The 21026-nt window shown below is 58.6% G+C and carries 20 protein-coding genes; 14 read left to right on the top strand and 6 right to left on the bottom strand.

Going from position 1 to position 21026, the window contains the following annotated elements:
- Nucleotides 1-29: 29 nt before the first annotated feature.
- Together groL and groES are read right to left on the bottom strand one after the other, a co-directional pair.
- Entirely contained in the window at nucleotides 30-1670 is a 1641-nt protein-coding gene (gene groL, locus JHL21_RS08770) for a chaperonin GroEL (protein WP_169195815.1), read from the bottom strand.
- Nucleotides 1671-1728: 58 nt separating this feature from the next.
- Complete coding sequence (groES, locus tag JHL21_RS08765; RefSeq protein WP_169195816.1) at nucleotides 1729-2019, bottom strand: co-chaperone GroES; 291 nt, start codon at nucleotides 2017-2019, stop codon at nucleotides 1729-1731.
- Between the two features lie 186 nt (nucleotides 2020-2205).
- Here groES and JHL21_RS08760 point away from each other — a divergent pair, with 186 nt between their 5' ends.
- From JHL21_RS08760 to JHL21_RS08745, 4 genes are all read left to right on the top strand, one after another.
- Nucleotides 2206-2565 (top strand): DUF427 domain-containing protein, encoded by a 360-nt coding sequence (locus JHL21_RS08760; protein WP_200213003.1) that lies wholly within the window; start codon nucleotides 2206-2208, stop codon nucleotides 2563-2565.
- A 105-nt stretch (nucleotides 2566-2670) separates the two neighbouring features.
- On the top strand, nucleotides 2671-2862 hold the full coding sequence (locus tag JHL21_RS08755) for a hypothetical protein (protein WP_169195818.1): 192 nt from the start codon (nucleotides 2671-2673) through the stop codon (nucleotides 2860-2862).
- 20 nt (nucleotides 2863-2882) lie between these two features.
- Entirely contained in the window at nucleotides 2883-3848 is a 966-nt protein-coding gene (locus JHL21_RS08750) for a DMT family transporter (RefSeq protein ID WP_200213001.1), read from the top strand.
- 4 nt (nucleotides 3849-3852) lie between these two features.
- Nucleotides 3853-4254 (top strand): hypothetical protein, encoded by a 402-nt coding sequence (locus tag JHL21_RS08745; RefSeq protein WP_200213000.1) that lies wholly within the window; start codon nucleotides 3853-3855, stop codon nucleotides 4252-4254.
- Nucleotides 4255-4338: 84 nt separating this feature from the next.
- Here the strand turns inward: JHL21_RS08745 and JHL21_RS08740 are convergent, their stop codons facing one another.
- The gene (locus JHL21_RS08740; protein WP_254081973.1) at nucleotides 4339-5772 is read right to left on the bottom strand and encodes a sigma-54 dependent transcriptional regulator; all 1434 of its coding nucleotides are present in this window, start codon (nucleotides 5770-5772) and stop codon (nucleotides 4339-4341) included.
- A 178-nt stretch (nucleotides 5773-5950) separates the two neighbouring features.
- Here JHL21_RS08740 and JHL21_RS08735 point away from each other — a divergent pair, with 178 nt between their 5' ends.
- The 8 genes from JHL21_RS08735 to rsmD all read left to right on the top strand — a co-directional run bounded on the left by JHL21_RS08735 (nucleotide 5951) and on the right by rsmD (nucleotide 16384).
- Entirely contained in the window at nucleotides 5951-7165 is a 1215-nt protein-coding gene (locus JHL21_RS08735) for an EAL domain-containing protein (protein WP_200212999.1), read from the top strand.
- An 80-nt stretch (nucleotides 7166-7245) separates the two neighbouring features.
- On the top strand, nucleotides 7246-8112 hold the full coding sequence (locus JHL21_RS08730) for a TIGR01459 family HAD-type hydrolase (protein ID WP_200212998.1): 867 nt from the start codon (nucleotides 7246-7248) through the stop codon (nucleotides 8110-8112).
- Between the two features lie 4 nt (nucleotides 8113-8116).
- On the top strand, nucleotides 8117-9088 hold the full coding sequence (locus tag JHL21_RS08725) for a bifunctional riboflavin kinase/FAD synthetase (protein ID WP_169195823.1): 972 nt from the start codon (nucleotides 8117-8119) through the stop codon (nucleotides 9086-9088).
- Between the two features lie 156 nt (nucleotides 9089-9244).
- The gene (gene ileS, locus JHL21_RS08720) at nucleotides 9245-12169 is read left to right on the top strand and encodes an isoleucine--tRNA ligase (RefSeq protein WP_200212997.1); all 2925 of its coding nucleotides are present in this window, start codon (nucleotides 9245-9247) and stop codon (nucleotides 12167-12169) included.
- Nucleotides 12170-12328: 159 nt separating this feature from the next.
- On the top strand, nucleotides 12329-12889 hold the full coding sequence (lspA, locus tag JHL21_RS08715; RefSeq protein WP_200212996.1) for a signal peptidase II: 561 nt from the start codon (nucleotides 12329-12331) through the stop codon (nucleotides 12887-12889).
- A gap of 74 nt (nucleotides 12890-12963) precedes the next feature.
- Nucleotides 12964-13677, top strand: coding sequence for a hypothetical protein (locus tag JHL21_RS08710; protein WP_200212994.1), 714 nt, complete (start codon nucleotides 12964-12966; stop codon nucleotides 13675-13677).
- 129 nt (nucleotides 13678-13806) lie between these two features.
- Nucleotides 13807-15726: a pseudouridine synthase gene (locus JHL21_RS08705; RefSeq protein ID WP_200212993.1), complete on the top strand. Its 1920-nt coding sequence runs from the start codon at nucleotides 13807-13809 to the stop codon at nucleotides 15724-15726.
- 97 nt (nucleotides 15727-15823) lie between these two features.
- Nucleotides 15824-16384, top strand: coding sequence for a 16S rRNA (guanine(966)-N(2))-methyltransferase RsmD (gene rsmD / locus JHL21_RS08700; RefSeq protein WP_200212992.1), 561 nt, complete (start codon nucleotides 15824-15826; stop codon nucleotides 16382-16384).
- 68 nt (nucleotides 16385-16452) lie between these two features.
- Here rsmD and JHL21_RS08695 read toward each other — a convergent pair whose 3' ends face one another.
- The 3 genes from JHL21_RS08695 to znuC all read right to left on the bottom strand — a co-directional run bounded on the left by JHL21_RS08695 (nucleotide 16453) and on the right by znuC (nucleotide 18567).
- Nucleotides 16453-16869, bottom strand: a complete 417-nt coding sequence (locus tag JHL21_RS08695) for a Fur family transcriptional regulator (protein WP_200212991.1) — start codon at nucleotides 16867-16869, stop codon at nucleotides 16453-16455.
- Nucleotides 16859-17677, bottom strand: coding sequence for a metal ABC transporter permease (locus tag JHL21_RS08690; protein WP_200212990.1), 819 nt, complete (start codon nucleotides 17675-17677; stop codon nucleotides 16859-16861). Before JHL21_RS08690 ends, JHL21_RS08695 begins: the two co-directional genes overlap by 11 nt.
- An 89-nt stretch (nucleotides 17678-17766) precedes the next feature.
- Nucleotides 17767-18567 (bottom strand): zinc ABC transporter ATP-binding protein ZnuC, encoded by an 801-nt coding sequence (gene znuC, locus JHL21_RS08685; RefSeq protein ID WP_200213053.1) that lies wholly within the window; start codon nucleotides 18565-18567, stop codon nucleotides 17767-17769.
- Nucleotides 18568-18736: 169 nt separating this feature from the next.
- Between znuC and JHL21_RS08680 the strand changes: the two genes are divergently transcribed.
- Complete coding sequence (locus tag JHL21_RS08680) at nucleotides 18737-19714, top strand: zinc ABC transporter substrate-binding protein (RefSeq protein ID WP_200212988.1); 978 nt, start codon at nucleotides 18737-18739, stop codon at nucleotides 19712-19714.
- Nucleotides 19715-19836: 122 nt separating this feature from the next.
- Entirely contained in the window at nucleotides 19837-21018 is a 1182-nt protein-coding gene (locus JHL21_RS08675) for a hypothetical protein (RefSeq protein WP_200212987.1), read from the top strand.
- Nucleotides 21019-21026: the final 8 nt, after the last annotated feature.

Raw genomic sequence — 21026 nt, 5'->3', positions numbered from 1 at the left:
TAGACCGGTTGGTCGGAGCGTGTGGACTACTAGAAGTCCATGCCGCCCATGCCGCCCATGCCGCCGCCGCCTGGCATTGCCGGAGCGTCAGCCTTAGGGGCTTCAACGATGATCGCCTCGGTGGTGATCAGGAGCGATGCAACCGAAGCTGCGTCCTGGAGCGCGGTGCGAACGACCTTAACTGGGTCGATAACGCCGAGGGCAACCAGATCGCCGTATTCGTCGGTCGCAGCGTTGTAGCCGAACGATACTGCGTTGTTTTCGAGGATACGAGCAACAACAACCGAACCTTCAGCGCCAGCATTGTTCGCAATGGTGCGAACTGGAGCCTGAAGAGCGCGACGAACGATAGCGATACCAGCTTCCTGGTCAGCATTCGCACCCTTAACGGTGATCGAGTTCGAAGCGCGCAGCAGAGCAACGCCGCCGCCTGGTACGATGCCTTCTTCAACCGCAGCGCGGGTTGCGTTCAGAGCGTCGTCAACGCGGTCCTTGCGTTCCTTAACTTCAACTTCGGTCGAGCCGCCGACGCGGATGACAGCAACGCCACCAGCAAGCTTAGCAAGACGTTCCTGCAGCTTTTCACGGTCGTAGTCCGAAGTGGTTTCTTCGATCTGCGCCTTGATCTGGCCAACGCGACCCTGGATGTCTTCCTGGGTACCAGCACCATCAACGATGGTGGTGTTTTCCTTGGTGATTTCAACGCGCTTGGCAGTGCCGAGCATGTCGATGGTCACGTTTTCGAGCTTGATGCCGAGGTCTTCCGAGATGACCTGACCGCCGGTCAGGATCGCGATGTCTTCGAGCATTGCCTTACGACGATCGCCGAAGCCAGGAGCCTTAACAGCTGCAACCTTGAGGCCGCCACGCAGACGGTTCACAACGAGGGTCGCGAGTGCTTCGCCTTCGATGTCTTCTGCAATGATCAGCAGTGGACGCTGGGACTGAACAACGCTTTCGAGGATCGGCAGGATAGCCTGCAGGTTCGAGAGCTTCTTTTCGTGCAGCAGGATCACTGGATCTTCGAGAACCGCAGTCATCTTTTCTGCGTTGGTCACGAAGTATGGCGAGAGGTAGCCACGGTCGAACTGCATGCCTTCAACGACATCGAGTTCGGTTTCAGCGGTCTTGGCTTCTTCGACTGTGATAACGCCTTCGTTACCAACCTTCTGCATCGCTTCAGCGATCATGTCGCCGATGGACGATTCACCGTTAGCCGAGATCGTGCCGACCTGAGCAACTTCCGAAGAGGAAGTGATCTTCTTGGACGATGCCTTGAGCGAAGCGACGACTTCGGCAACTGCCATGTCGATACCGCGCTTGAGGTCCATTGGGTTGAAGCCAGCAGCAACAGCCTTCACGCCTTCGACAACGATTGCCTGGCCGAGAACGGTTGCAGTGGTGGTGCCGTCGCCAGCAACGTCATTGGTCTTGGAAGCGACCGAACGCAGCAGCTGTGCGCCGAGGTTTTCGAACTTGTCTTCAAGTTCGATTTCCTTAGCAACCGACACACCGTCCTTGGTGATGCGTGGAGCGCCGAAGGACTTTTCGATCACAACGTTACGGCCCTTTGGACCGAGAGTGACCTTAACAGCGTTAGCGAGAATGTTGACGCCACGGAGCATCTTTTCGCGAGCTTCGGCGGAGAACTTTACTTCTTTAGCGGCCATGGTGTGGCTCCTTAAGAATTCTAATTAATGGGAGAGACAGTCAAAAGCGGAGAGGCAATTAAGCCTCGATCACGCCCATGATGTCGCTTTCCTTCATGATGATCAGGTCTTCGCCGTCGACCTTAACTTCGGTGCCGCTCCACTTGCCGAAAAGCACGCGATCGCCTGCCTTTACGTCGAGGGCAACGGTCTTGCCAGCGTCGTCGCGAGCACCTGGGCCCACAGCAACGACGATACCTTCAGACGGCTTTTCCTTGGCGGTATCTGGAATGATGATCCCGCCCTTGGTCTTTTCTTCACTGTCAACGCGACGGACGACTACGCGGTCATGCAGGGGACGAAAGCCCATGGTAATATCCTCTTGGCATCATTTCTGAATGCAATTTTGTGCACTGTTAGCACTCGCTACATCTGAGTGCTAACATCGCTGCACTGGATATAGGAACGCCCTCCAAGTGGAGTCAAGGGACGTGAACCTAAGTTTTTTCTCGTGCGTTAGAGCGTCATGACAAACGTGGAAAATAAGGATAGCCCCATGTCCACACTCAACCCACAGGGCCGGACCATAAGTCCCGTCTCAAACCGCGTTCATATCTTTTTTGACGGCGACGAAATCGCGAGCACTTCCAAAGCGCTAAAGCTCGAACAGCCGGGGCGTGAGACGCGCTACTACTTCCCCATCGAGGATGTTCACCCCTCCATTTTGGAAGCCTCTGATACCAAGCGGCAGGAGGATGGGCTCGGCGAAGCGCATTACTACAATATAAAGACGCTCACCGCCGATGGCGAAGATTTGGCTTGGTACTACCCCTATGCCGAGGGTGATTACGCTGAGCTACGCGATTTGATCACCTTTGGCGGCAATCGCATCTCTATTCAGGTGACAGGGGGCTAGGATACGGCTACTGGCACAGGCAAATCCGCATTTCGTGGCACCAGATCATGGAAATGCCCAACTCCCCCTCTTTCCCTTCCAATCATTCAAGGCCATAAGACGCATATGAGCGAACAATCGACACTTCAGATCAAACTGCGCCGCGTCGGCGGCGTTGGCGCAAACACCAACTGGCACTGGGAAGTCCAGGATGCGGAAGGCAAGGCCCTCAAGACTGGCTCTGCCGTCGGTCCTGAGCACAAGGCTTTCGCAACTGCCCGTATTGCTAAGGAAAAGCTGGAAGCGGCTGGCAAGTAAGCCCGCCGACAGGAGATAATGTGGATCTCTCGCCTCGAAATTCCAGCACCGCCGAATTAGGCGGCGTAGCCGGACCTCTCCGAGGCATTTTCCTTAAAATCCTGTCCGTATGCTGCTTCGTGGTCATGGCGACCATGTTGAAAGCCGCTGACACCATCCCCGCCGGGGAAATGGTGTTCTTCCGTAGCTTTTTCGCACTCGTGCCGGTCCTCGCGTTTCTTGCGCTGCGGGGCCGGCTCTCCACTGCTTTCAAAACATCGCGCCCTTTTGGGCATGTGTTGCGCGGGCTCATCGGCGTGTGTTCGATGGCGCTTGGCTTTTTCGCGCTGACCCGGCTGCCCCTGCCAGAGGCCACGGCCATAGGCTATGCCTCCCCGCTGGTCATTGTCATCCTCTCGGCCATTCTGCTGCACGAGCGCGTCTATATCTTCCGCTGGACGACGGTGATTATCGGTCTTGTGGGAGTGGTGATCATTCTGTGGCCACGCCTGACCATCTTCAGCGGCCAGTCCGGCGCTGATTCTGCCGAGACAATCGGCGCGTTAGCGGCCTTGGGAGCGGCAATTCTTTCCGCTTTTGCCATGTTGCAGGTGCGAAAACTCGTTCAAACCGAACGCACTGAAACCATCGTGACCTATTTCTTTGTCAGCGCGAGCGTCCTGAGCCTCGTCACCTTGCCCTTTGGCTGGGTCATGCCAACGCCTGAGTTGGCGGCACTTCTGATTGGTGCAGGATTTTTTGGTGGGTTAGGGCAGCTACTCCTGACATCCTGCTACCGTTACGCAGACATGTCGGTTATTGCACCGTTCGAATATGTCTCACTCCTCCTGACGATCATTATCGGTTATCTACTCTTTTCAGATGTACCGACGATCACCATGATCATCGGTGCGATCATCATCGTCGCCTCCGGCATTGCCGTAATCCTGCGCGAACGTTGGCTCGGCCTCGACCGGCGTCGCGCGAAAGAAGCTAGTACTCCTTAAGAAAATGCACAGCGCACCTTCAGCAGTTACCCTCACGGTCATCCTGGCCGTTTTCTCCCTCTTCCAGCTCGCACTCATCCTCGGCGCACCACTTGGCCAGTACGTATTCGGCGGCCAGAACAAGCGCCTCGAAGGTGGTCAGCGTATTCTCAGCCTCATCGCCATCGTTGTCTCGGCAGCTGTGAGCTACGCCGCACTCAGCACCGTTGGTGTTTTCAGCGAAGAGATCCACAGCACCTATGTTCCTGACACAGGCCTGGTTGTGGCGATGTGGGGTTTTGCAGCAGTTGTTCTTTACTTCATGCTGACCAAGCTCAATTCCAAGAGCAAGGCAGAGCGCACCGTCATGGCTCCACTGTCTGCAGTTGTACTCGGCCTCGTATCGGTCGTCGCGTTCGGCCTCTAAGCCAAACCATCACCCGAAATAACAAGGCCCCCGATTATGTCGGGGGCCTTTTGTTTTATGGGGGATCGCGAAAGGGCAGGGGCGTTAGCCCGCAGCTGCCATTTCCGCCCAGTTCTGACGCTTGCGATAAATCGTCGATGGGCTGATCTCGAGTGCCGCTGCTGCCAGTGAGATATTGCCGCCGAATATGGCCACTGCGTCTTCGATAATGCGCTGCTCTTGCTGCCACATGGGCTGCACAGTGCGGCGACCATCGGCGCGCGGCGATTCCACTGCAGACGGTGATACAGCGCGCGCTTCAATATCGGCTGTCGCGAGCATTCGTCCGGTAATGTCGCCGCCATCGAACATCACGACGATCCGGCGGATCATATTTTGAAGCTGGCGCACATTGCCCGGCCAGTCTCCACCGGCCAGTTGCTGGGCGGCATCGAGGGTGAAACCACCAAAAACCTTGTTCTCTTCCCGCGCATAACGCGCGAGGAAATGCCGAGCCAACACCATGATGTCGCTCGGGCGCTGGCGCAGGGGCGGTAAATGAATGGGCAGGACGTGGAGGCGATAGAAGAGATCTTCGCGGAATTTACGTTCGGCAATCATCTGCATCGGATTGCGATTTGTGGCGCAAACCACGCGCACGTCGACCTTACGTGTGGCAGTTTCGCCAACACGCGAGATCACTCCGGTCTGCAGGAAGCGCAAAAGCTTGGCTTGGAGCGAAAGGTCCATCTCGCCGATCTCGTCGAGGAACAGCGTGCCGCCATCGGCGAGTTCCGCGGCCCCCTTGCGATCTTCATGCGCCCCCGTAAAGGCACCCCGCACGACGCCGAAAAGCTCGCTTTCCATCAAATCACGCGGAATAGCGGCGCAGTTGATGGCCACAATCGGCTTGCCGCTCCGCGGCCCTTTCTGGTGCAGCGCTTCGGCGCAGACGTCTTTGCCCGTGCCGCTTTCGCCCGTGATAAACACAGGTGCTGACGACGTCGCCACGCGCCCGATCTGCTCGTAAAGATACTGCATGGCGCTCGATACGCCGACAAATCCACCGTAGTCGGCGACCCCGCTCTCGACGCTGGTTTCCATGCCAAGCGCCTTGGGGCGACCATGACGCTGGGCCAATTCGCCAATGCGCGCTGCCAGAGTTTCCCCATTGGTTGGTTTGGAAACGTAATCGTGAGCGCCAGCGCGCATAGCGGCTAGTGCCCCGCTCACCGAACCGCTGTCGGCAAGCGCAACGATCAAGGCCCCTTCCGCCAAGCGGACAAGGCGCGCCATGGCGTCCTCGGCACTGGCTGAAAGGTCTGTAAGGCTCGCAAGATCGGCAAGGATAATGTCGAACGACATTTGGCGAAGCAGGTCATTGGCTGCTCTTCCGCAATCGACCACGCTGACTTTGGGGCTCACCAAGAGGGCGGTTCTCAACGCGCTTCCTAAGCGACTTGCGCCTTCCGCGTCGCGGTCGATCAGCAAAAGCCGGCCGCACAGTGCGTGGTCGCAACCCGTGGTCATGCTTGTCATTACGCTCGAAACCCGTTTTCGTCCGCAGCCGGATCGTTTTTGTTGCCGCTGATTGTTCCTGATTAGGGTAAAGATTCCGTTGGTGTGGCATAGCGTCGTGCTTTTGCCATCGCTGATGGGATGTTAAGACTCTGTTGTCGAATCCTAGTAGCGGCGACCGAAGGTTAACGGGGCACACGTGCAAGCACTGATCTACATATTTATCGCACTCGCCTCGGCCTGTATCGGTGGTCTGGCATATTTCGCGCTGACCTTCACGCCAGCCAACGCCATTATCGCTGCAATTGTCTTCGCTTGCGTCTGCTTGATTGCTGTCGAACGCTCCCTCCGCGTCCGCACCGAGCGCCGCCTTGAGCGCGCTATTCAAGAATTGTCGCGCCTGCTGTCGACCGACGCGCAAGCCGGTGCCGTTCTTGGTCAGAGAATCAATACCTTGACCGATTTGAACCCCGGTCAGCGCCTCGATACCGTTGAGGCTGATATATCAGTTTTTGGGACTGTCATCCGTCAGGTCGCCGAGGCTGTTTCCGACATGGAAGAGCGCGTCACCAAGGCGCAGCCCATGCCTGCTTACGACACCATTGGCACCCCGCCGCCCGCTCCTGCGATCAAAGAATCTGAACCCATTATTCCGGCGGACCTCGTGCGCACGGCGCTCAAGGAGAACCGTTTGGTTCACCACATCCAGCCAGTGTTGCGCCTGCCGCAGCGTCGCGCTGCTCTGTTTGACCTCACCCCGCGCTTGGTGATGGAGAAAGATGCTATCGCCGTTCCCGCGGATTTCATGCCGCGTCGCAAGGGTGACGATGTCCTGCGTCAGATTGAGTATGCTGGCCTTGTTGAGGCCCTGACCATTGCACGTCGTTCGCGCAATGGCGGCCCCCTCGCCAAAATCAACGTCCCACTCTCCCGCGCCTCTCTCGATGATACTTCGGCCGAGCAGCTGCTCGTCACGCTTGAAGGTCACCGCGAAGTGGCCGAAGCGATCACCTTCCTCTTTACCGAGGCGGATTGGTTCGACCTCGATGCCCGCGAGCGCGGCTTTGTGGCTGCGTTTGCCCGCAAGGGCGTGACCTATAGCGTCGCCAACTTGCGCTCCCTGCGCGTTGATGTGGCGGCCATGGCCGACATGGGGGTGAGCTCGGTGCGTATCGACGCCTCCCAGTTCATCGAAAACCCACAGACCTACACCGATTTCCACCTTAACGACGTCGCGGCCTATCTGGCCCGCCACGAGATCATGTTGGTGGCAACAGGCGTGGTGAGCGAGCGTCAGATCGTCGAACTCTTGGACAATGACATTGTCTTGGTGCAGGGCGATCATCTGGCAAAGGCCGGGCCAATTCGCTCCGACCTGACCCTCTCGGCAGGGCGTGCCAGCCGAGCCGTGTGATCTTCTCCGAGTTTTTGCTTGATCCTGGCGGAGAAAGTGCCACATAGGGCTCAACACCCCCGCCACGATCAAGGCAAATTATGACCTCGTCCCTGCCCAATATTACCGGTCTTTCCGAGATTTCGAGTCGCTATGATGCGGTTCTGAGCGATGTTTGGGGCGTCATTCATAACGGCATTCATGCCTTCCCCGAGGCCGTTGAGGCCTTGGTCAATTTCCGCAAGGGTGGGGGCCGTGTCGTGCTCATCACCAATGCGCCACGCCCTTCTGCGCCCATCATCGAAATGCTGGACGAACTCGGCGTTCCGCGTGATGCCTATGACGATATCGTCTCCTCAGGCGATGCAACCCGCTCGATGATTGCCAAGTACAAGGGCAAAAACATCCATCACGTTGGCCCAGAAGCCAAGGATGATGCGCTCTACGAAGGTTTTGACCTTACCCGCACCGACACCGCCGAGGCAGACGTCGTTATCGTCACCGATCTCGATGATGACGATGATACCCCAGAAATGTACCGCGAACGCGCCCAGGGCTGGTTGGCACGTAAGCTACCGATGATCGTCGCCAACCCTGATCGCGTCGTCGAGCACGGCGAAAAAATCATCTATTGCGGTGGCGCTTTGGGCGATCTCTATTCAGCCATGGGCGGCATGGTCTACATGGCTGGCAAGCCCTACGCCCCGATTTATGACGAAGCTTTGCGCTTGGCCGAAAAGGCCAATGGCACTTCGCTCGATAAGTCGCGCGTTATCGCTATCGGCGATAGCGTGCGCACCGACGCGACGGGTGCGGCCCAGTTCGGCGTTGATCTGCTGTTCATCACCGGCTCAATTCACGCCGCCGAGCTCGATGCATTCGGCAATCCTGATCCACAGGCCATTGCCGATCTCTTGGAGCCAAGCCGTGCCCGCACCGCTGGTTATCTTCCTCGATTGACCTGGTGATCCGGTGAGCTTTACCCGTCTTTCCAGCTTAAGTGGTTTTCCAGAGGCGGCGCGCGGCGCTTACTTCGCCATTGGCAATTTTGATGGCCTGCATCGCGGCCATCAAACCATCATCGCCAAATTGCGCGAGCGGGCGGCAGAGGCGGGCGTTCCTGCCTTTTTGCTCACCTTCGAGCCGCATCCGCGCGACGTTTTTGCGCCCTTGCCCTATCTGTTCCGGCTCACCAATGGCGAGGCGAAAGCGCGCTTGGCGCAAGCCTTGGGCTTGGATGGCATTGTCATTCTGCCCTTCGATAAGCCGTTTTCCCAGATTGAGGCAGAAGACTTTGTCTCGACCATTCTGGTCGAGCAGCTCGGTGTAAAAGGCGTTATCGTCGGCGCGGATTTCCACTTCGGTCGCCAGCGTCGGGGCACGCCAGCCTTCCTGGCTGCCGCCGGTGCGCGCCTTGGCTTTGCCGTCGAACAGCTTGATCTGATGGATGAGGGCGACGAGCCGATTTCGTCCTCGCGTATTCGCGCTGCTCTCTCCGAAGGTGCCGTCACGGCCGCTAACCGTCTTCTGGGCTATCACTGGTTCTTTGAAGGCTGTGTGGTGCAGGGCGATCAGCGTGGCCGCGAGCTCGGCTACCCAACTGCCAACACGATGACGCCGACAGGCTTTCAGCTGGCACAGGGCGTTTATGCCGTTCGCGCGCGCTTAGGCGATCGTCTGTTCGACGGCGTTGCCGCCTTCGGCAAGCCGATGTTCAACAATCAGCTCCCTCCGTTTGAAACCCATCTCTTCGATTTCAACGAAGATATTTATGGGCAGACCTTGGAGGTTGCGCTGGTGGGACACATTCGCGGCCAGGAAGTCTTTTCAGGCCTCGATGAGCTGATCACCGCGATGGATCGAGACTCCCGCAAGGCGCGACAGATTATCGCTGAGACCCAGCCCCTGTCCGAGGTTGATCGTCAGCTCGGCTTTTTCGGCTAAGCGCCCAATACAAGCGCTAAAGACAAGACGCGCATCGGCCACAGAAGTGCCCGGCCGGTGCGAACTCTGCCCTAGGGACGCAAATCAACCTTTGCCCCAGCGGCCTTGCCTTGCTACAACCCCCGCAATTCTTCCAAAAACCCCGATTGCCGATCCATGAACGATACCGCACAAGGCGCGACCGAAACCGATTATTCGGCCACGCTGTTCCTGCCGGAAACCAATTTCCCAATGCGCGCCGGGCTGCCCCAGCGTGAGCCAGACTGGCTCAAGCGCTGGGAAGACATGGACATTTACGCCAAGCAGCGCGAACAGGCGAAGGATCGCCCCTATTTCACGCTGCATGATGGCCCTCCATACGCCAACGGCAACATCCATATCGGTCACGCGCTCAACAAGACGCTGAAAGATATGGTGTCCCGTTCGATGCAGATGCTTGGCTTCAACGCGGCGTACGTGCCGGGTTGGGACTGTCACGGCCTGCCGATCGAATGGAAGATCGAAGAGCAGTACCGCGCCAAGGGCAAAGACAAAAACGAAGTTCCGGTTGTCGAATTCCGTCAGGAATGCCGCGCCTTTGCTGAAGGCTGGGTCGACATCCAGCGCGAAGAGTTCAAGCGCCTCGGCGTTTTGGGTGAATGGGACAACCCATACCTGACCATGAGCTTTGACGCGGAAGCCCAGATCGCGCGCGAGTTGATGAAGGTTTCCATGTCCAGCCAGCTCTATCGCGGCTCCAAGCCGGTGATGTGGTCGGTGGTTGAGCGCACCGCGCTCGCTGAAGCCGAAATTGAATATGCTGATTACGAGAGCGACACCATCTGGGTGAAGTTCCCTGTGATCGCCGGTGCGCATCAGGACGCTAAGGTTGTCATCTGGACCACCACCCCGTGGACCATCCCTGCCAACCGCGCGATCTCGTTCTCGAACCGTATCGGATACGGTCTCTATGAGATCACCGACGCGCCGGAAGAAAACTGGGCCAAGATTGGCGAAAAGCTGATCATCGCTGACAAGCTCGTTGGCGAAGTCATGGCCAAGGCCAAGGTTTCCGCTTTCGAAAAGCGCGCAACCGTCACCGCTGAAGAGCTGAGTGCCATCACCGTTGCGCACCCACTGCGCGGCTATGCTGGTGGCTACACCTTCGACGTGGCTCTGCTCGATGGCGAACACGTCACCGACGACGCGGGTACCGGCTTCGTCCATACCGCTCCAGGCCATGGTCTTGATGACTTTGGCATCTGGATGGAATCGACCCGCCTCCTGCAGGATCGCGGCATCGACCCGGCAATTCCTTATGTTGTCGACGATGGTGGTTTTTACACCAAGGACGCACCGGGCTTTGATGGCGCGCGCGTCATCGACGACAACGGCAAGAAGGGCGACGCCAACAATCGCGTTATCACCGCTCTGGCTGAAGCTGGCGCGATGATGGCCCGTGGCCGCGTCAAGCACCAGTATCCGCACTCCTGGCGTTCCAAGAAGCCGGTGATCTACCGCAACACCCCGCAGTGGTTCGTCTATATGGACCGCGAGTTCGACGGCAAGGCAGGCGACACCCTACGCTCGCGTGCCATCAACGCCATCGATGCGACCAAGTTCTACCCTGCAACGGGCCAGAATCGTCTGCGCGCCATGATCGCCGATCGCCCTGATTGGGTTCTGTCGCGCCAGCGCGCTTGGGGCGTTCCGATCACCGTCTTCGTCAATAAGGCCACTGGTGAAATCCTTCGTGACGACCTCGTCAACGAACGCATCGCGCAGTCCTTTGAAGAAAAGGGCGCCGACGCTTGGTACTTTGATGGCGCTGCCCAGCAGTACCTCGGCGACGCGTATAACGCTGACGACTACGAGATGATCAAGGACGTCCTTGACGTTTGGTTCGATAGCGGCACGACCCATGCCTTCGTTCTGCGCAACAAGCAGAAGTGGCCGCATCTGAAGTTCCCGGCCTCGATGTATCTCGAAGGCTCGGATCAGCACCGCGGTTGGTTCCACTCGTCCTTGCTCGAAAGCTGCGCCACTAATGGCCACGCGCCATATGACAGCGTGCTCACCCATGGTTTCACCATGGACGGCGAAGGCAAGAAAATGTCGAAGTCCCTGGGCAACACCGTTGCGCCACAGGACATCATCAAGCAGTTCGGCGCTGATATCCTGCGCCTGTGGGTAGCATCCTCCGATTACACGGAAGACCTGCGCCTCGGTAAGGAAATCATCCAGACCTCGGTCGACAGCTACCGCAAGCTGCGCAACACCCTGCGTTGGCTCTTGGGCAATCTGGCGCACTTCAAGGCGGACGACGTTGTTGACGCCAAGGATATGCCAGAGCTCGAACGCCTCATGCTGCATCGTCTCGCACAGCTCGATGCTGGCGTGCGCGCAGCCTACAAGGAATACGACTACCGCAAGGTCGTGACGCTTCTGTCGAACTTCATGAACATCGAGTTGTCGGCGTTCTACTTCGACATCCGCAAGGACACGCTCTACTGCGATCCGATCTCGTCCATTAAGCGTCGTTCGGCGCTGACCGTTCTTGACCACCTGTTCAATGCGCTGACCGCTTGGCTCGCTCCGATCCTTGTCTTCACCATGGAAGAGTGCTGGCTCGAGCGTCACCCAGGCACCGAGAGTTCGGTTCACCTGCGTCTCTTCCCGGAAATCCCGGCAGAGTGGCAGGACGACACGCTGGCCGAAAAGTGGAACCTCATCCGCTCGGTTCGCCGCGTCGTGACCGGTGCGCTCGAAATCGAACGCCGCGAAAAGCGGATCGGTTCGTCGCTTGAAGCCGCTCCGGTGGTTTACGTTTCGGATGCTCGCTACACCGTTGCGCTCGAAGGTCAGGACCTTGCTGAAATCGCCATCACCTCGGCGATTAAGGTTCTGCAAAACGAAGGCCCGGTTGAAGCCTTCCGTCTTGACGATGTGGCCGGCATTTCTGTTGTGCCGGGCCTTGCTGAAGGCACGCGTTGCGCGCGCTCGTGGAAGGTTCTGCCCGACGTTGGTTCGGATGCAGACTATCCAGACGTCAGTGCCCGCGATGCGCAGGCTCTGCGTGAACGCGCAGCAGCAGGTCTATAAGTCTTTCTCCCGCTTCAATCCTTCCCTCACTTGAGGGGAGGATTTTTGCCTTTCTGAGCAAAATGCCTATCATCCCTGCGCAAGCGGAGCTTTGATGGGCGCAGCGCAGTCTTTGCTCACATTGGGGTGATCCCCTTGGGGCATTAAACGGAGTTTTGGATGCATAGCTCGTTTCGCAACCCCTCGGTTCTCGCCTCCCTGATGGCTGCCGTTATTGTGTTCGGGATTGATCGTGCACAAAAGGGCTATCACATCGCCCAGGAGTGCTATGCCTTCGGTCAGGCGCTGTGCACGCAAATCCCGTTCGGCTATCGCCCCATTGAAATGACGGGCTGGCGCGGCGGCGAGATTGTCCCAGTCACCAATTTCTTTGACTACGTTTTGGTCTGGAACACCGGCATTTCCTATGGCCTTCTCGATGGCCTGCCGGTCTGGGCTTTGGGCGCCATTATGCTTGTGGCGGTGGCGGCTCTGTCTGTCTGGTGGCTGCGCACAAGCGATTTTCTCGTTCGCGTGGGCTTGGCCTTCTGCATCGGCGGGGCGCTGTCCAATGCGCTTGATCGCTTGATGTATGGTGCGGTGGCAGATTTCTTCCACTTCTATTGGGGCAATTGGTCCTTCTATATTTTCAACATCGCTGATGTCGCGATTACGTTCGGCGTGATCTTGCTGTTTTTGGATATGTTCGGCTTTGGCCGAAATTCTGCCAAAACAACATGATCACGCTCGTGCCAAAATCTGGCTTTAGCCAATATTATGCGTTATAAGCACGCCAAGATCGTAAGGGACGTTGCATGCGTACTGGTTTGACAGGGCAGGTTTCTGCTGTTTCCGCTGCTGCACGAGTTCGACTCGTTGCATTTGGGCTTGTCGCGGCGCTGGCGCTGAGCGCATGCACGACCATGGAAGGCACCAATGCCCTCTCTGATTTCGGCACGTTTGAACGCGATGTCCTCAATCAGACCGCACGAGGCGTTGGCCTCATTCCGGGCGACGCTCCCAAGGATGATCTGACGAATGCGCGTGCGCCTCTGGCCCTGCCGCGTTCCGGTGGTGCTCTTCCTGCGCCGCAGCAGGCGACTGCTGTTGCTCAGCTTCCTAAGGACAGCAACACCGTTCGTATCGACACCAGTAACATGTCTCAGGACGACATTACCCGTCTGCGCAATGCGCGTGTTGTCGACATGCGTACGCTCAGCGGTCGTGCTCTGACCGAAGAAGAGGCGCGCCAGCTCACTGCTCGTATGAAGCAGAACAATATGGCTGTCACCGCGTCGAACAACCGTCCGCTTTACCTGCCACCTGCCGAGTATTTTACGCGTGTGGGTGATGCTCAGCTTGTGTGCCGCACGCCAGCTGGCGAGATCGTCTCCTTGCGTGACTCGCGCTGCCCAGGCGATGTCCGCCGCGCTATCGAACGGAGCGGCGCTGTAGCACTACCGCCATCCTCGAGCTCGTCAAACTCCGGCCCAAGCCTTGGTCTCACCTCTAACGAGACAAAGCTCTAAGCGTAGCGGTCGTCACGCCAAACCGAATTTAGCGGTCGGATCTATCCGGCCGCTTTCCCTTTTTTTCCGCGCCGCCCGCCTAAGCCCCTGCATAGGCATTATGGGTCCCGCATGTTTTGAAAGTCCGCTATGAGCGACACTCCTAAACAACCCGAAGCAGCTGACCGTCTAGCCAAGGTCATCGCCCGCGCCGGCCTCTGCTCCCGCCGTGACGCTGAAGGCTGGATTGCCGATGGCCGTATTTCGGTGAACGGTAAGAAGGTCATTACCCCGGCCTTTAACGTTACCAGCCGCGACAAGATCGAAGTCGATGGCCTGCCACTCGCTGCCCGCCAGGGCACACGCGTTTGGCTCTACAACAAGCCTGCCGGCCTCGTTGTTACCGAAAAGGACCCAGAAGGTCGCCCAACGATCTTCGAAGCGCTCGACCGCATGGGTCTGCCGCGCGTCCTCACTGTTGGCCGTCTCGACATCAACACCGAAGGTCTGCTTCTGCTGACCAACGACGGTGGCCTCAAGCGCGTCCTCGAGCTGCCAGCCACCGGTTGGCTGCGTCGCTACCGCGTGCGGGCTTATGGCCACGTCACTCAGGCGCAGCTTGATGCGCTCAAGCACGGCATCACTGTTGACGGCATCCAATACGGTCCGATCACAGCAACGCTAGAACGCGAGCAGGGCCACAACGTCTGGATGGTTCTTGGTCTGCGTGAAGGCAAGAACCGCGAAGTTAAGAACGTTCTTGGCTCCCTCGGCCTCGAAGTGAACCGTCTTATCCGCGTCTCCTATGGCCCGTTCCAGCTCGGCGATCTGGCCGAAGGTGGCGTCGAAATGGTCAAGTCCCGCATGCTGCGCGATCAGCTCGGCAAGAAGCTTGCTGAATCGGCTGGTGTCGATTTCGAAAGTGAAATGCCAGAGTACGTGCCGCCAGTTCGTGACGAGACCTATCGCGTCCGCTCCCCACGTGACCGTGACCATGCCCGTCCAAATCCTGCCCGTGGCGCCCCGCCGCGTTTTGGCAGCCGCGATGAAGAGCGTCCGACAGGCCGTACCCGCAAGGTACACTTTGACGACGACGGTCGCGCACCAGAAGCCTACGAACCACGCGCTCAGGAACGCGCGCGCTTTGATCGTGATGATCAGCCAGCGCGCAGCTTCGGCAGCGGCGCACCACGCGAAGACCGCGGTGATCGCGCTCCACGCGGTGACAAGCCATTTGGTGATCGTGCTCCACGTGGTGACAAGCCGTATGGTGATCGCGCTCCACGCGGCGACAAGCCGTATGGTGATCGTGCTCCACGCGGTGACAAGCCATACGGTGACCGCGCACCACGTGGCGACAAGCCGTTTGGTGATCGTGCGCCACGTGGCGACAAGCCATTCGGCGACCGTCCAAAGCGTGATTTCGGTGATCGTCCACAGCGTTCGGATCGTCCATTTGGCGACCGTCCAAAGCGCGATTTTGGTGATCGTCCACAGCGCTCTGAGCGTCCATCGGGTGAGCGTCCAGCACGCAGCTTCGGTGATCGTCCGCAGCGTTCGGATCGTCCGTTCGGCGACCGCCCACAGCGTTCAGAGCGTCCATCGGGCGAGCGTCCAGCACGCGGCTTCGGTGATCGTCCACAGCGCTCGGATCGTCCGTTTGGTGATCGCCCACAGCGTTCAGAACGCCCATCGGGTGACCGTCCAGCGCGTAGCTTCGGTGATCGTCCACAACGCTCAGAGCGTCCATCTGGCGAGCGTCCAGCACGCGGCTTCGGTGATCGTCCACAGCGCTCGGATCGTCCGTTTGCTGATCGCCCACAGCGTTCGGACCGTCCATCGAATGATCGCCCACAGCGCGATTACGGTGATCGTCCGCAGCGTTCGGATCGTCCAGCGCGTGGCGACAAGCCATTCGGTGACCGTAAGCCCTTCGGTGCAAAGCCGTTTGGCGCGAAGCCATTCGGCGGCAAGCCGGGTGGTGCACGTCCCGCCGGCGGTCGTCCGTCGAACTCGCGTCCATCTTCGGGCGGTCCTCGCCCCACCGGTCCGCGTAAGCCACGCGGCTAATCAGCAAACCTTTAGCCCCCGCGAAAGCGGGGGCTTGTCTATCTGTATTGCAAACCGAATGGCCGCTTAAGCGCCTAGATCGGTGGAGATAAAAACCATGCGCATCGTTGCCGGCAAATTCCGGGGCAAGCAGCTCAATTCCCCATCCGACGACAGCATCCGCCCCACCTCGGATCGCGCTCGCGAGTCGATCTTCAACATTCTGGGTTCGCGTCTGGGACCAGTGCTCGTTGAAAAGCGCGTGCTCGACCTGTTCGCAGGCACGGGCGCTCTCGGCCTTGAAGCTCTCTCGCGCGGCGCTGCCCACTGCACCTTCGTTGAAACTGGTGCTGAAGGGCGCGGCTTGATCCGCGATCACATTCAGGATTTTGGCGTGGCGGGCATCACCAAGCTCCTGCGCCGCGACGCCACGGCTCTGGGCACACCCGGCACCTTTGGCCAGTTCGACCTCGTCTTCCTTGATCCGCCCTACAGCCAGTCTCTGGGTGAAAAGGCGCTCATTGAGATTGCCGCTAACGGCTGGCTCGCCCCTGGCGCGCTGATCGTTTGGGAAGAATCGGCCGATGCCGAAGTCACCATTCCGGCAGGTTTTGAGCTGGAAGACACTCGCGAATACGGCGCTGCCGCCGTCCGCTTCCTCAGCTATTCAGCAGCTTAAAGCCACGAGGGCCTCTCTCCTCTTCTCCTCCCTCCCCATTGAGGGGAGGGACTGAGGGTGGGGGTATCCTATGCCGCCTTTTGCAAACACTCTTCGCACTTGCCGCGAATTTCCATGGTCGTCCGTTCGACCTTAAACCCCGTCGATTGCGCCCACCCGCTCAGGCGTTCTTCGATCACCGCGTCGGCAAATTCGGCGACCTTGCCGCAGTCCTCACAAATCGCAAAAGCAATCAGCCCCTTGCGGTGGCAATGCGCGTCAGCACAGGCGACGAATGCGTTGAGGGACTCTAGCCGATGCGCGAGGCCGCGCTCCACCAGCTTGTCGAGAGCGCGATAAATCTGCAGCGGCGCCTTAATGCCCTCGATGCGCAAGCGATCGAGAATGTCATAGGCTGAAAGTGGGGCAGGGGAGGTGTTGAGCGCGCCCAGCACCAATTCCTGATTTCGGGTCAGGTCCGTGGGAATCTCGTGACTATGCGCCATTGTGTTCTTTCCTCCCGAAAAGCCGTCCGGCCGGGACCAATAGTGACAGCAAAAACAGCACCAGCGCCATCACTACAATTGAAGGGCCTGAAGCCGTATCCCAAGTGCGCGAGCCGAAGAGCCCGCCAACCACGGCAATCATGCCCAAGCCTGAAGCGACGAGCGCCATCATTTCCGGTGTCGCACTCAACCGTCGCGCCGTTGCCGCTGGGATAATCAGCAGCGAGGTGATCAGCAAAACGCCGACCAGCTTCATGGAAATGGCGATCACGCAGGCCATCAGCAACATCAGAATAACCCGGCTCACTTCCGGGCGCAGACCTTCAGCCTCGGCCAGCTCAGGGCTGACCGTAGAGGCGAGCAAGGGACGCCAATTGAGGATCAGCATAAGTAGGATCGCTGCGCCGCCGGCATAGATGATGATGATGTCATCCACCGAGACCGCCAAAATATCCCCGAATAGGAAGCCCATCAGATCGATGCGCACCGTGGTCAAAAAACCCACGAGCACAAGGCCAACCGCCAGCGTTGCGTGGCTCAAAATCCCCAGCAGCGCATCCACGGAAAGCGTGTTTTGGCGCTGCAAGACCAAGAGGGCCCCCGCCACCATTGCCGCCACCACAAAGACGCCGAGCGTCACATTCACAGAGAGCAGCATGGCCAGGGCGACGCCGAGCAGCGCCGAATGCGCCATGGTGTCGCCAAAGTAGCTCATGCGCCGCCAAATGACGAAGCACCCCAGAGGCCCGGTTACAGCGGCAAGCCCAATCCCTGCGATCAGTGCTCGAGAAAAGAAATCACCAAACATTTTTAGTCTTCGATCCTAGCAACATACGCAACTCTGCCTCCCTCCCCCTTGCGGGGAGGGACTGAGGGTGGGGGAACCTCAACACGATGTCACTCATGACTATGCCCATGATGGTGCCCATGCTCGTGGTCATGCTTCGCGCCAACCACGCAGCCGTCATCGTGATGCTCATGATCGTGGTGGTGCTCATAAATCGCCAGTGCCGAAGCGGCGCGCTCGCCAAAGAGCTTGAGATAATTGGGGTCGCGCTTCACCGCATTGGGCGTGCCGCGACAGCACACATGGCCATTGAGGCAAATGACCGTATCGGTCTCCGCCATCACCACATGCAGATCGTGGCTGATCATCAAAATGCCTGCGCCAGTCGTATCCCGTATTTCACGGATCAACTGATAGAGCGCCACTTCGCCCGAAAAATCGACGCCCTGCACGGGCTCGTCCAGCACCAGCAAATCGGGCTTGCGGATCATGGCGCGAGCGAACAGCACGCGTTGAAACTCCCCACCCGACAGCTCCTGCACGGCCGCGCCCAGCAAGCGCTTGGCCCCAACGGCGTCGAGCGCACGGATGATGTCATCCTTGGGAAATGTTCCTGTCAGCGTCATCAAACGCTCGACGGTCAGTGGCAAGGTCCAGTCGATTGCCAGCTTTTGTGGCACATAGCCAATGGTCAGCCCCGGTTTTCGCGATACCTCGCCCATGCTTGGCTTCAGAACACCCGTCACCATTTTGGCCGTGGTGCTCTTGCCCGAGCCATTGGGGCCAATCAGGGTCAAAATCTCGCCGCGCGCAATTGACAGATCAACGCCTTCGACCAGTACCCGCGCGCCTTTGCGCACGCCGGCATTGGTGAGCGTGATGAGCTTTTCGCGTGTGCTGGCGCTGTTCATAGTCTTGTTCAACTCAAACTCACTTGGCCCGGGGGCTTCGGGGGGCAGGCTGCGAACGTGATCGGTGGGAAGCAAGTTTCTCTAACCCACGCTCTTGACGCTTAGCTTTACGTTATAGCATAACATCGCCGCAAGCGTAATAACATAACATTACCCTGAAGGCATACATATGACCAAGCTGCTCTCCCTCGCCGCGTTCGCGACCATGCTGCTCACCGGCACAGTTTTGGCTGCGCCCAATGTCGTTGCCTCAACCAAGCCCATCCATTCGCTGGTCACTGCCGTTATGGGCGATGCCGCTGCACCAACCTTGATCGTCAAAGGCGCTGCCTCGCCGCACACCTATTCGCTCCGCCCATCCGACGCGGCAGCGCTTGAGAGCGCTGATATCGTCTTCTGGACTGGCAATGGCTTTGAGCTGTTCTTGGCTGATGCCCTCAAAACGCTGTCCACCAAGGCCCAAATTGTCGCCTTTGCCGATACACCGGGCCTGCAGCTTCTGCCCATGCGCGAAGGCGGAGCCTTTGAGGCGCATGACCACGATCATGCGAACGAAACTGCTGAAGAGCACGCGACTCATGCCCATGAGGATGACCACGCGCATGATCATGCGCACGACCATGGCTCTCATGGCGGAGAGGATCTGCATTTCTGGCTAGACCCACAAAATGCAATTCTTATGGCCGACTACATCGAAACAACACTGGTCGCGGCCGACCCGGACAATGCGGCAACCTATGTGGCTAATGCGCAAACCACCCGTGCCGCGCTTGAGGCGCTAACGGTCGAACTCGCGGCCCAGCTCGCCCCAATTGCCGGAAAACCCTTCGTCGTCTTCCACGACGCCTATCAGTATTTCGAACAACGTTTTGATCTCACCCTTGCGGGCACGGTCACCGTCTCGCCAGACGTTGCTCCCGGCGCGGCCCGCATCGATGAGCTTCGGCACAAGGTCGCCCAGCTTGGCGCAACCTGCGTCTTTGCGGAACCCAATTTCGAGCCCGCAGTGGTGCGCGTCATTGTTGAGGGCTCGGCCGCCAAGTCAGGCGTGCTGGATCCTGAAGGGTCCGCGCTGTCCGAAGGGCCAGACCTTTATCCCGCAATGCTCCGTTCTATTGCGACCGGTCTTGTGGACTGCCTGAACTAACAACTCCCCCTTCATCCTATTCCGCCTGCACCAGCAGGCGGTCTCGGCGTCGTCCAGACGGCCGTCTTCGCACGCCTCTCATCTCTCGAAATGTAACGTTCTAACATATCAAGGATAATCCCATGCGCGTCGCCTTGCTTGCTGCCCTCCTCTTATCCTCGGCCAATGTTCCTCTCGCCTACGCTGAGGACACCCATTCAGTTTGGCGGGCCTTTGTCGCCGACAGTGCTAGCGCCAATGTCTCTGTCATTGATCTGGAAAGTGACAACACCATCGCGACCTATAAGCTTGCTGCTCCGGCAACGCTCTATGCCGCTAAGGGAGGGCATGCCGTTTTCGCCGTCCAGGGTAAAGCCAATCAGGTCCAGGCCATTTCAACCGGCCTGACCGTTGAAGACCACGGCGATCATGCCGACCTCAAACTAGGTGATCCCGCTCTCTTGGCCCCGCAAGCGGAAGGCCAAAAGCCCGCCCATTTCGTCGAACATGATGGCAAGCTTGCCATCTTTTTTGACGAAAGCGGCAAGGTGCAGCTCTCCGATGCAACGCTCTGGCAAAAGGGAACATACGAGTCAGTGGAGCTCGACAGCGGCAAGCCGCACCACGGCGTTGCCGTTCCCTTTAGTGGCGGTGCCATTGTCACTAAGCCGGTTTCGGAAGATGGCAAGCTGCCCAGTGGCTTTAATGTCTTTGACGCCAGTGGCGACATTGTCGGGACGACGGAGCTGTGCGCCGATGTTCACGGGGAAGCCTCTTCAGGCGACGTTATCGCCTTTGGGTGTTCCGACGGGGTGCTGATTGCCAATGGGGCCAAGCCGGACTTTACGCTTCTTCCCTTCACCGATCTGCCCGAAGGGCGGGTAGGGACACTATTGGCCGGCAAGAACCTCGACTATTTCCTCGGCAATTACGGTCCCAAGCATGTGGCCATTATTGAGCCCGAGGCCGAAACGCCAATTCGCCTCGTCAGCCTTCCAGACACGCGTGTGCATTTTGTTCTGAACGGAGAAAACTCGCGCTTCGCCTATCTATTGCTCGCCGATGGATCGGTGCAGGAGCTTGATAGTGTGCGTGGCGAGTTGCTGCGCAAAGCCAAGGTAACCGAGCCTTACGCCACCGATGGCGGCCATGGCACGCCAATGCCGCGGCTTGGCTATGCGGGTGATGACTTGCTGGTCACCGATCCCGCCACAGGCAAAATCCACAAGCTCGATCTTAAAAGCTTTGCCGTGACCGGGTCGATCGACCTTGGTGGTGCGCCCAGTTCCATTGCAGTTGTCGGCGGCGTCACCGCCGACCACTAGGCACAGAA

It is taken from the genome of Devosia sp. WQ 349K1 (assembly GCF_016595685.1).
Taxonomy (GTDB): Bacteria; Pseudomonadota; Alphaproteobacteria; order Rhizobiales; family Devosiaceae; genus Devosia.
The sequence above is the reverse complement of the archived record's forward strand: the minus strand, read 5'-3'. Positions and strand labels throughout refer to the sequence as shown.

Bases quoted from the DNA above. Each gene is read 5' to 3' on its own strand.
- groL (WP_169195815.1), bottom strand. From the start codon at position 1,670: ATGGCCGCTAAAGAAGTAAAGTTCTCCGCCGAAGCTCGCGAAAAGATG.
- groES (WP_169195816.1), bottom strand. From the start codon at position 2,019: ATGGGCTTTCGTCCCCTGCATGACCGCGTAGTCGTCCGTCGCGTTGAC.
- JHL21_RS08760 (WP_200213003.1), top strand. From the start codon at position 2,206: ATGTCCACACTCAACCCACAGGGCCGGACCATAAGTCCCGTCTCAAAC.
- JHL21_RS08755 (WP_169195818.1), top strand. From the start codon at position 2,671: ATGAGCGAACAATCGACACTTCAGATCAAACTGCGCCGCGTCGGCGGC.
- JHL21_RS08745 (WP_200213000.1), top strand. From the start codon at position 3,853: ATGCACAGCGCACCTTCAGCAGTTACCCTCACGGTCATCCTGGCCGTT.
- JHL21_RS08740 (WP_254081973.1), bottom strand. From the start codon at position 5,772: ATGACAAGCATGACCACGGGTTGCGACCACGCACTGTGCGGCCGGCTT.
- JHL21_RS08730 (WP_200212998.1), top strand. From the start codon at position 7,246: ATGACCTCGTCCCTGCCCAATATTACCGGTCTTTCCGAGATTTCGAGT.
- ileS (WP_200212997.1), top strand. From the start codon at position 9,245: ATGAACGATACCGCACAAGGCGCGACCGAAACCGATTATTCGGCCACG.
- lspA (WP_200212996.1), top strand. From the start codon at position 12,329: ATGCATAGCTCGTTTCGCAACCCCTCGGTTCTCGCCTCCCTGATGGCT.
- JHL21_RS08710 (WP_200212994.1), top strand. From the start codon at position 12,964: ATGCGTACTGGTTTGACAGGGCAGGTTTCTGCTGTTTCCGCTGCTGCA.
- JHL21_RS08705 (WP_200212993.1), top strand. From the start codon at position 13,807: ATGAGCGACACTCCTAAACAACCCGAAGCAGCTGACCGTCTAGCCAAG.
- rsmD (WP_200212992.1), top strand. From the start codon at position 15,824: ATGCGCATCGTTGCCGGCAAATTCCGGGGCAAGCAGCTCAATTCCCCA.
- JHL21_RS08695 (WP_200212991.1), bottom strand. From the start codon at position 16,869: ATGGCGCATAGTCACGAGATTCCCACGGACCTGACCCGAAATCAGGAA.
- JHL21_RS08690 (WP_200212990.1), bottom strand. From the start codon at position 17,677: ATGTTTGGTGATTTCTTTTCTCGAGCACTGATCGCAGGGATTGGGCTT.
- znuC (WP_200213053.1), bottom strand. From the start codon at position 18,567: ATGAACAGCGCCAGCACACGCGAAAAGCTCATCACGCTCACCAATGCC.
- JHL21_RS08680 (WP_200212988.1), top strand. From the start codon at position 18,737: ATGACCAAGCTGCTCTCCCTCGCCGCGTTCGCGACCATGCTGCTCACC.
- JHL21_RS08675 (WP_200212987.1), top strand. From the start codon at position 19,837: ATGCGCGTCGCCTTGCTTGCTGCCCTCCTCTTATCCTCGGCCAATGTT.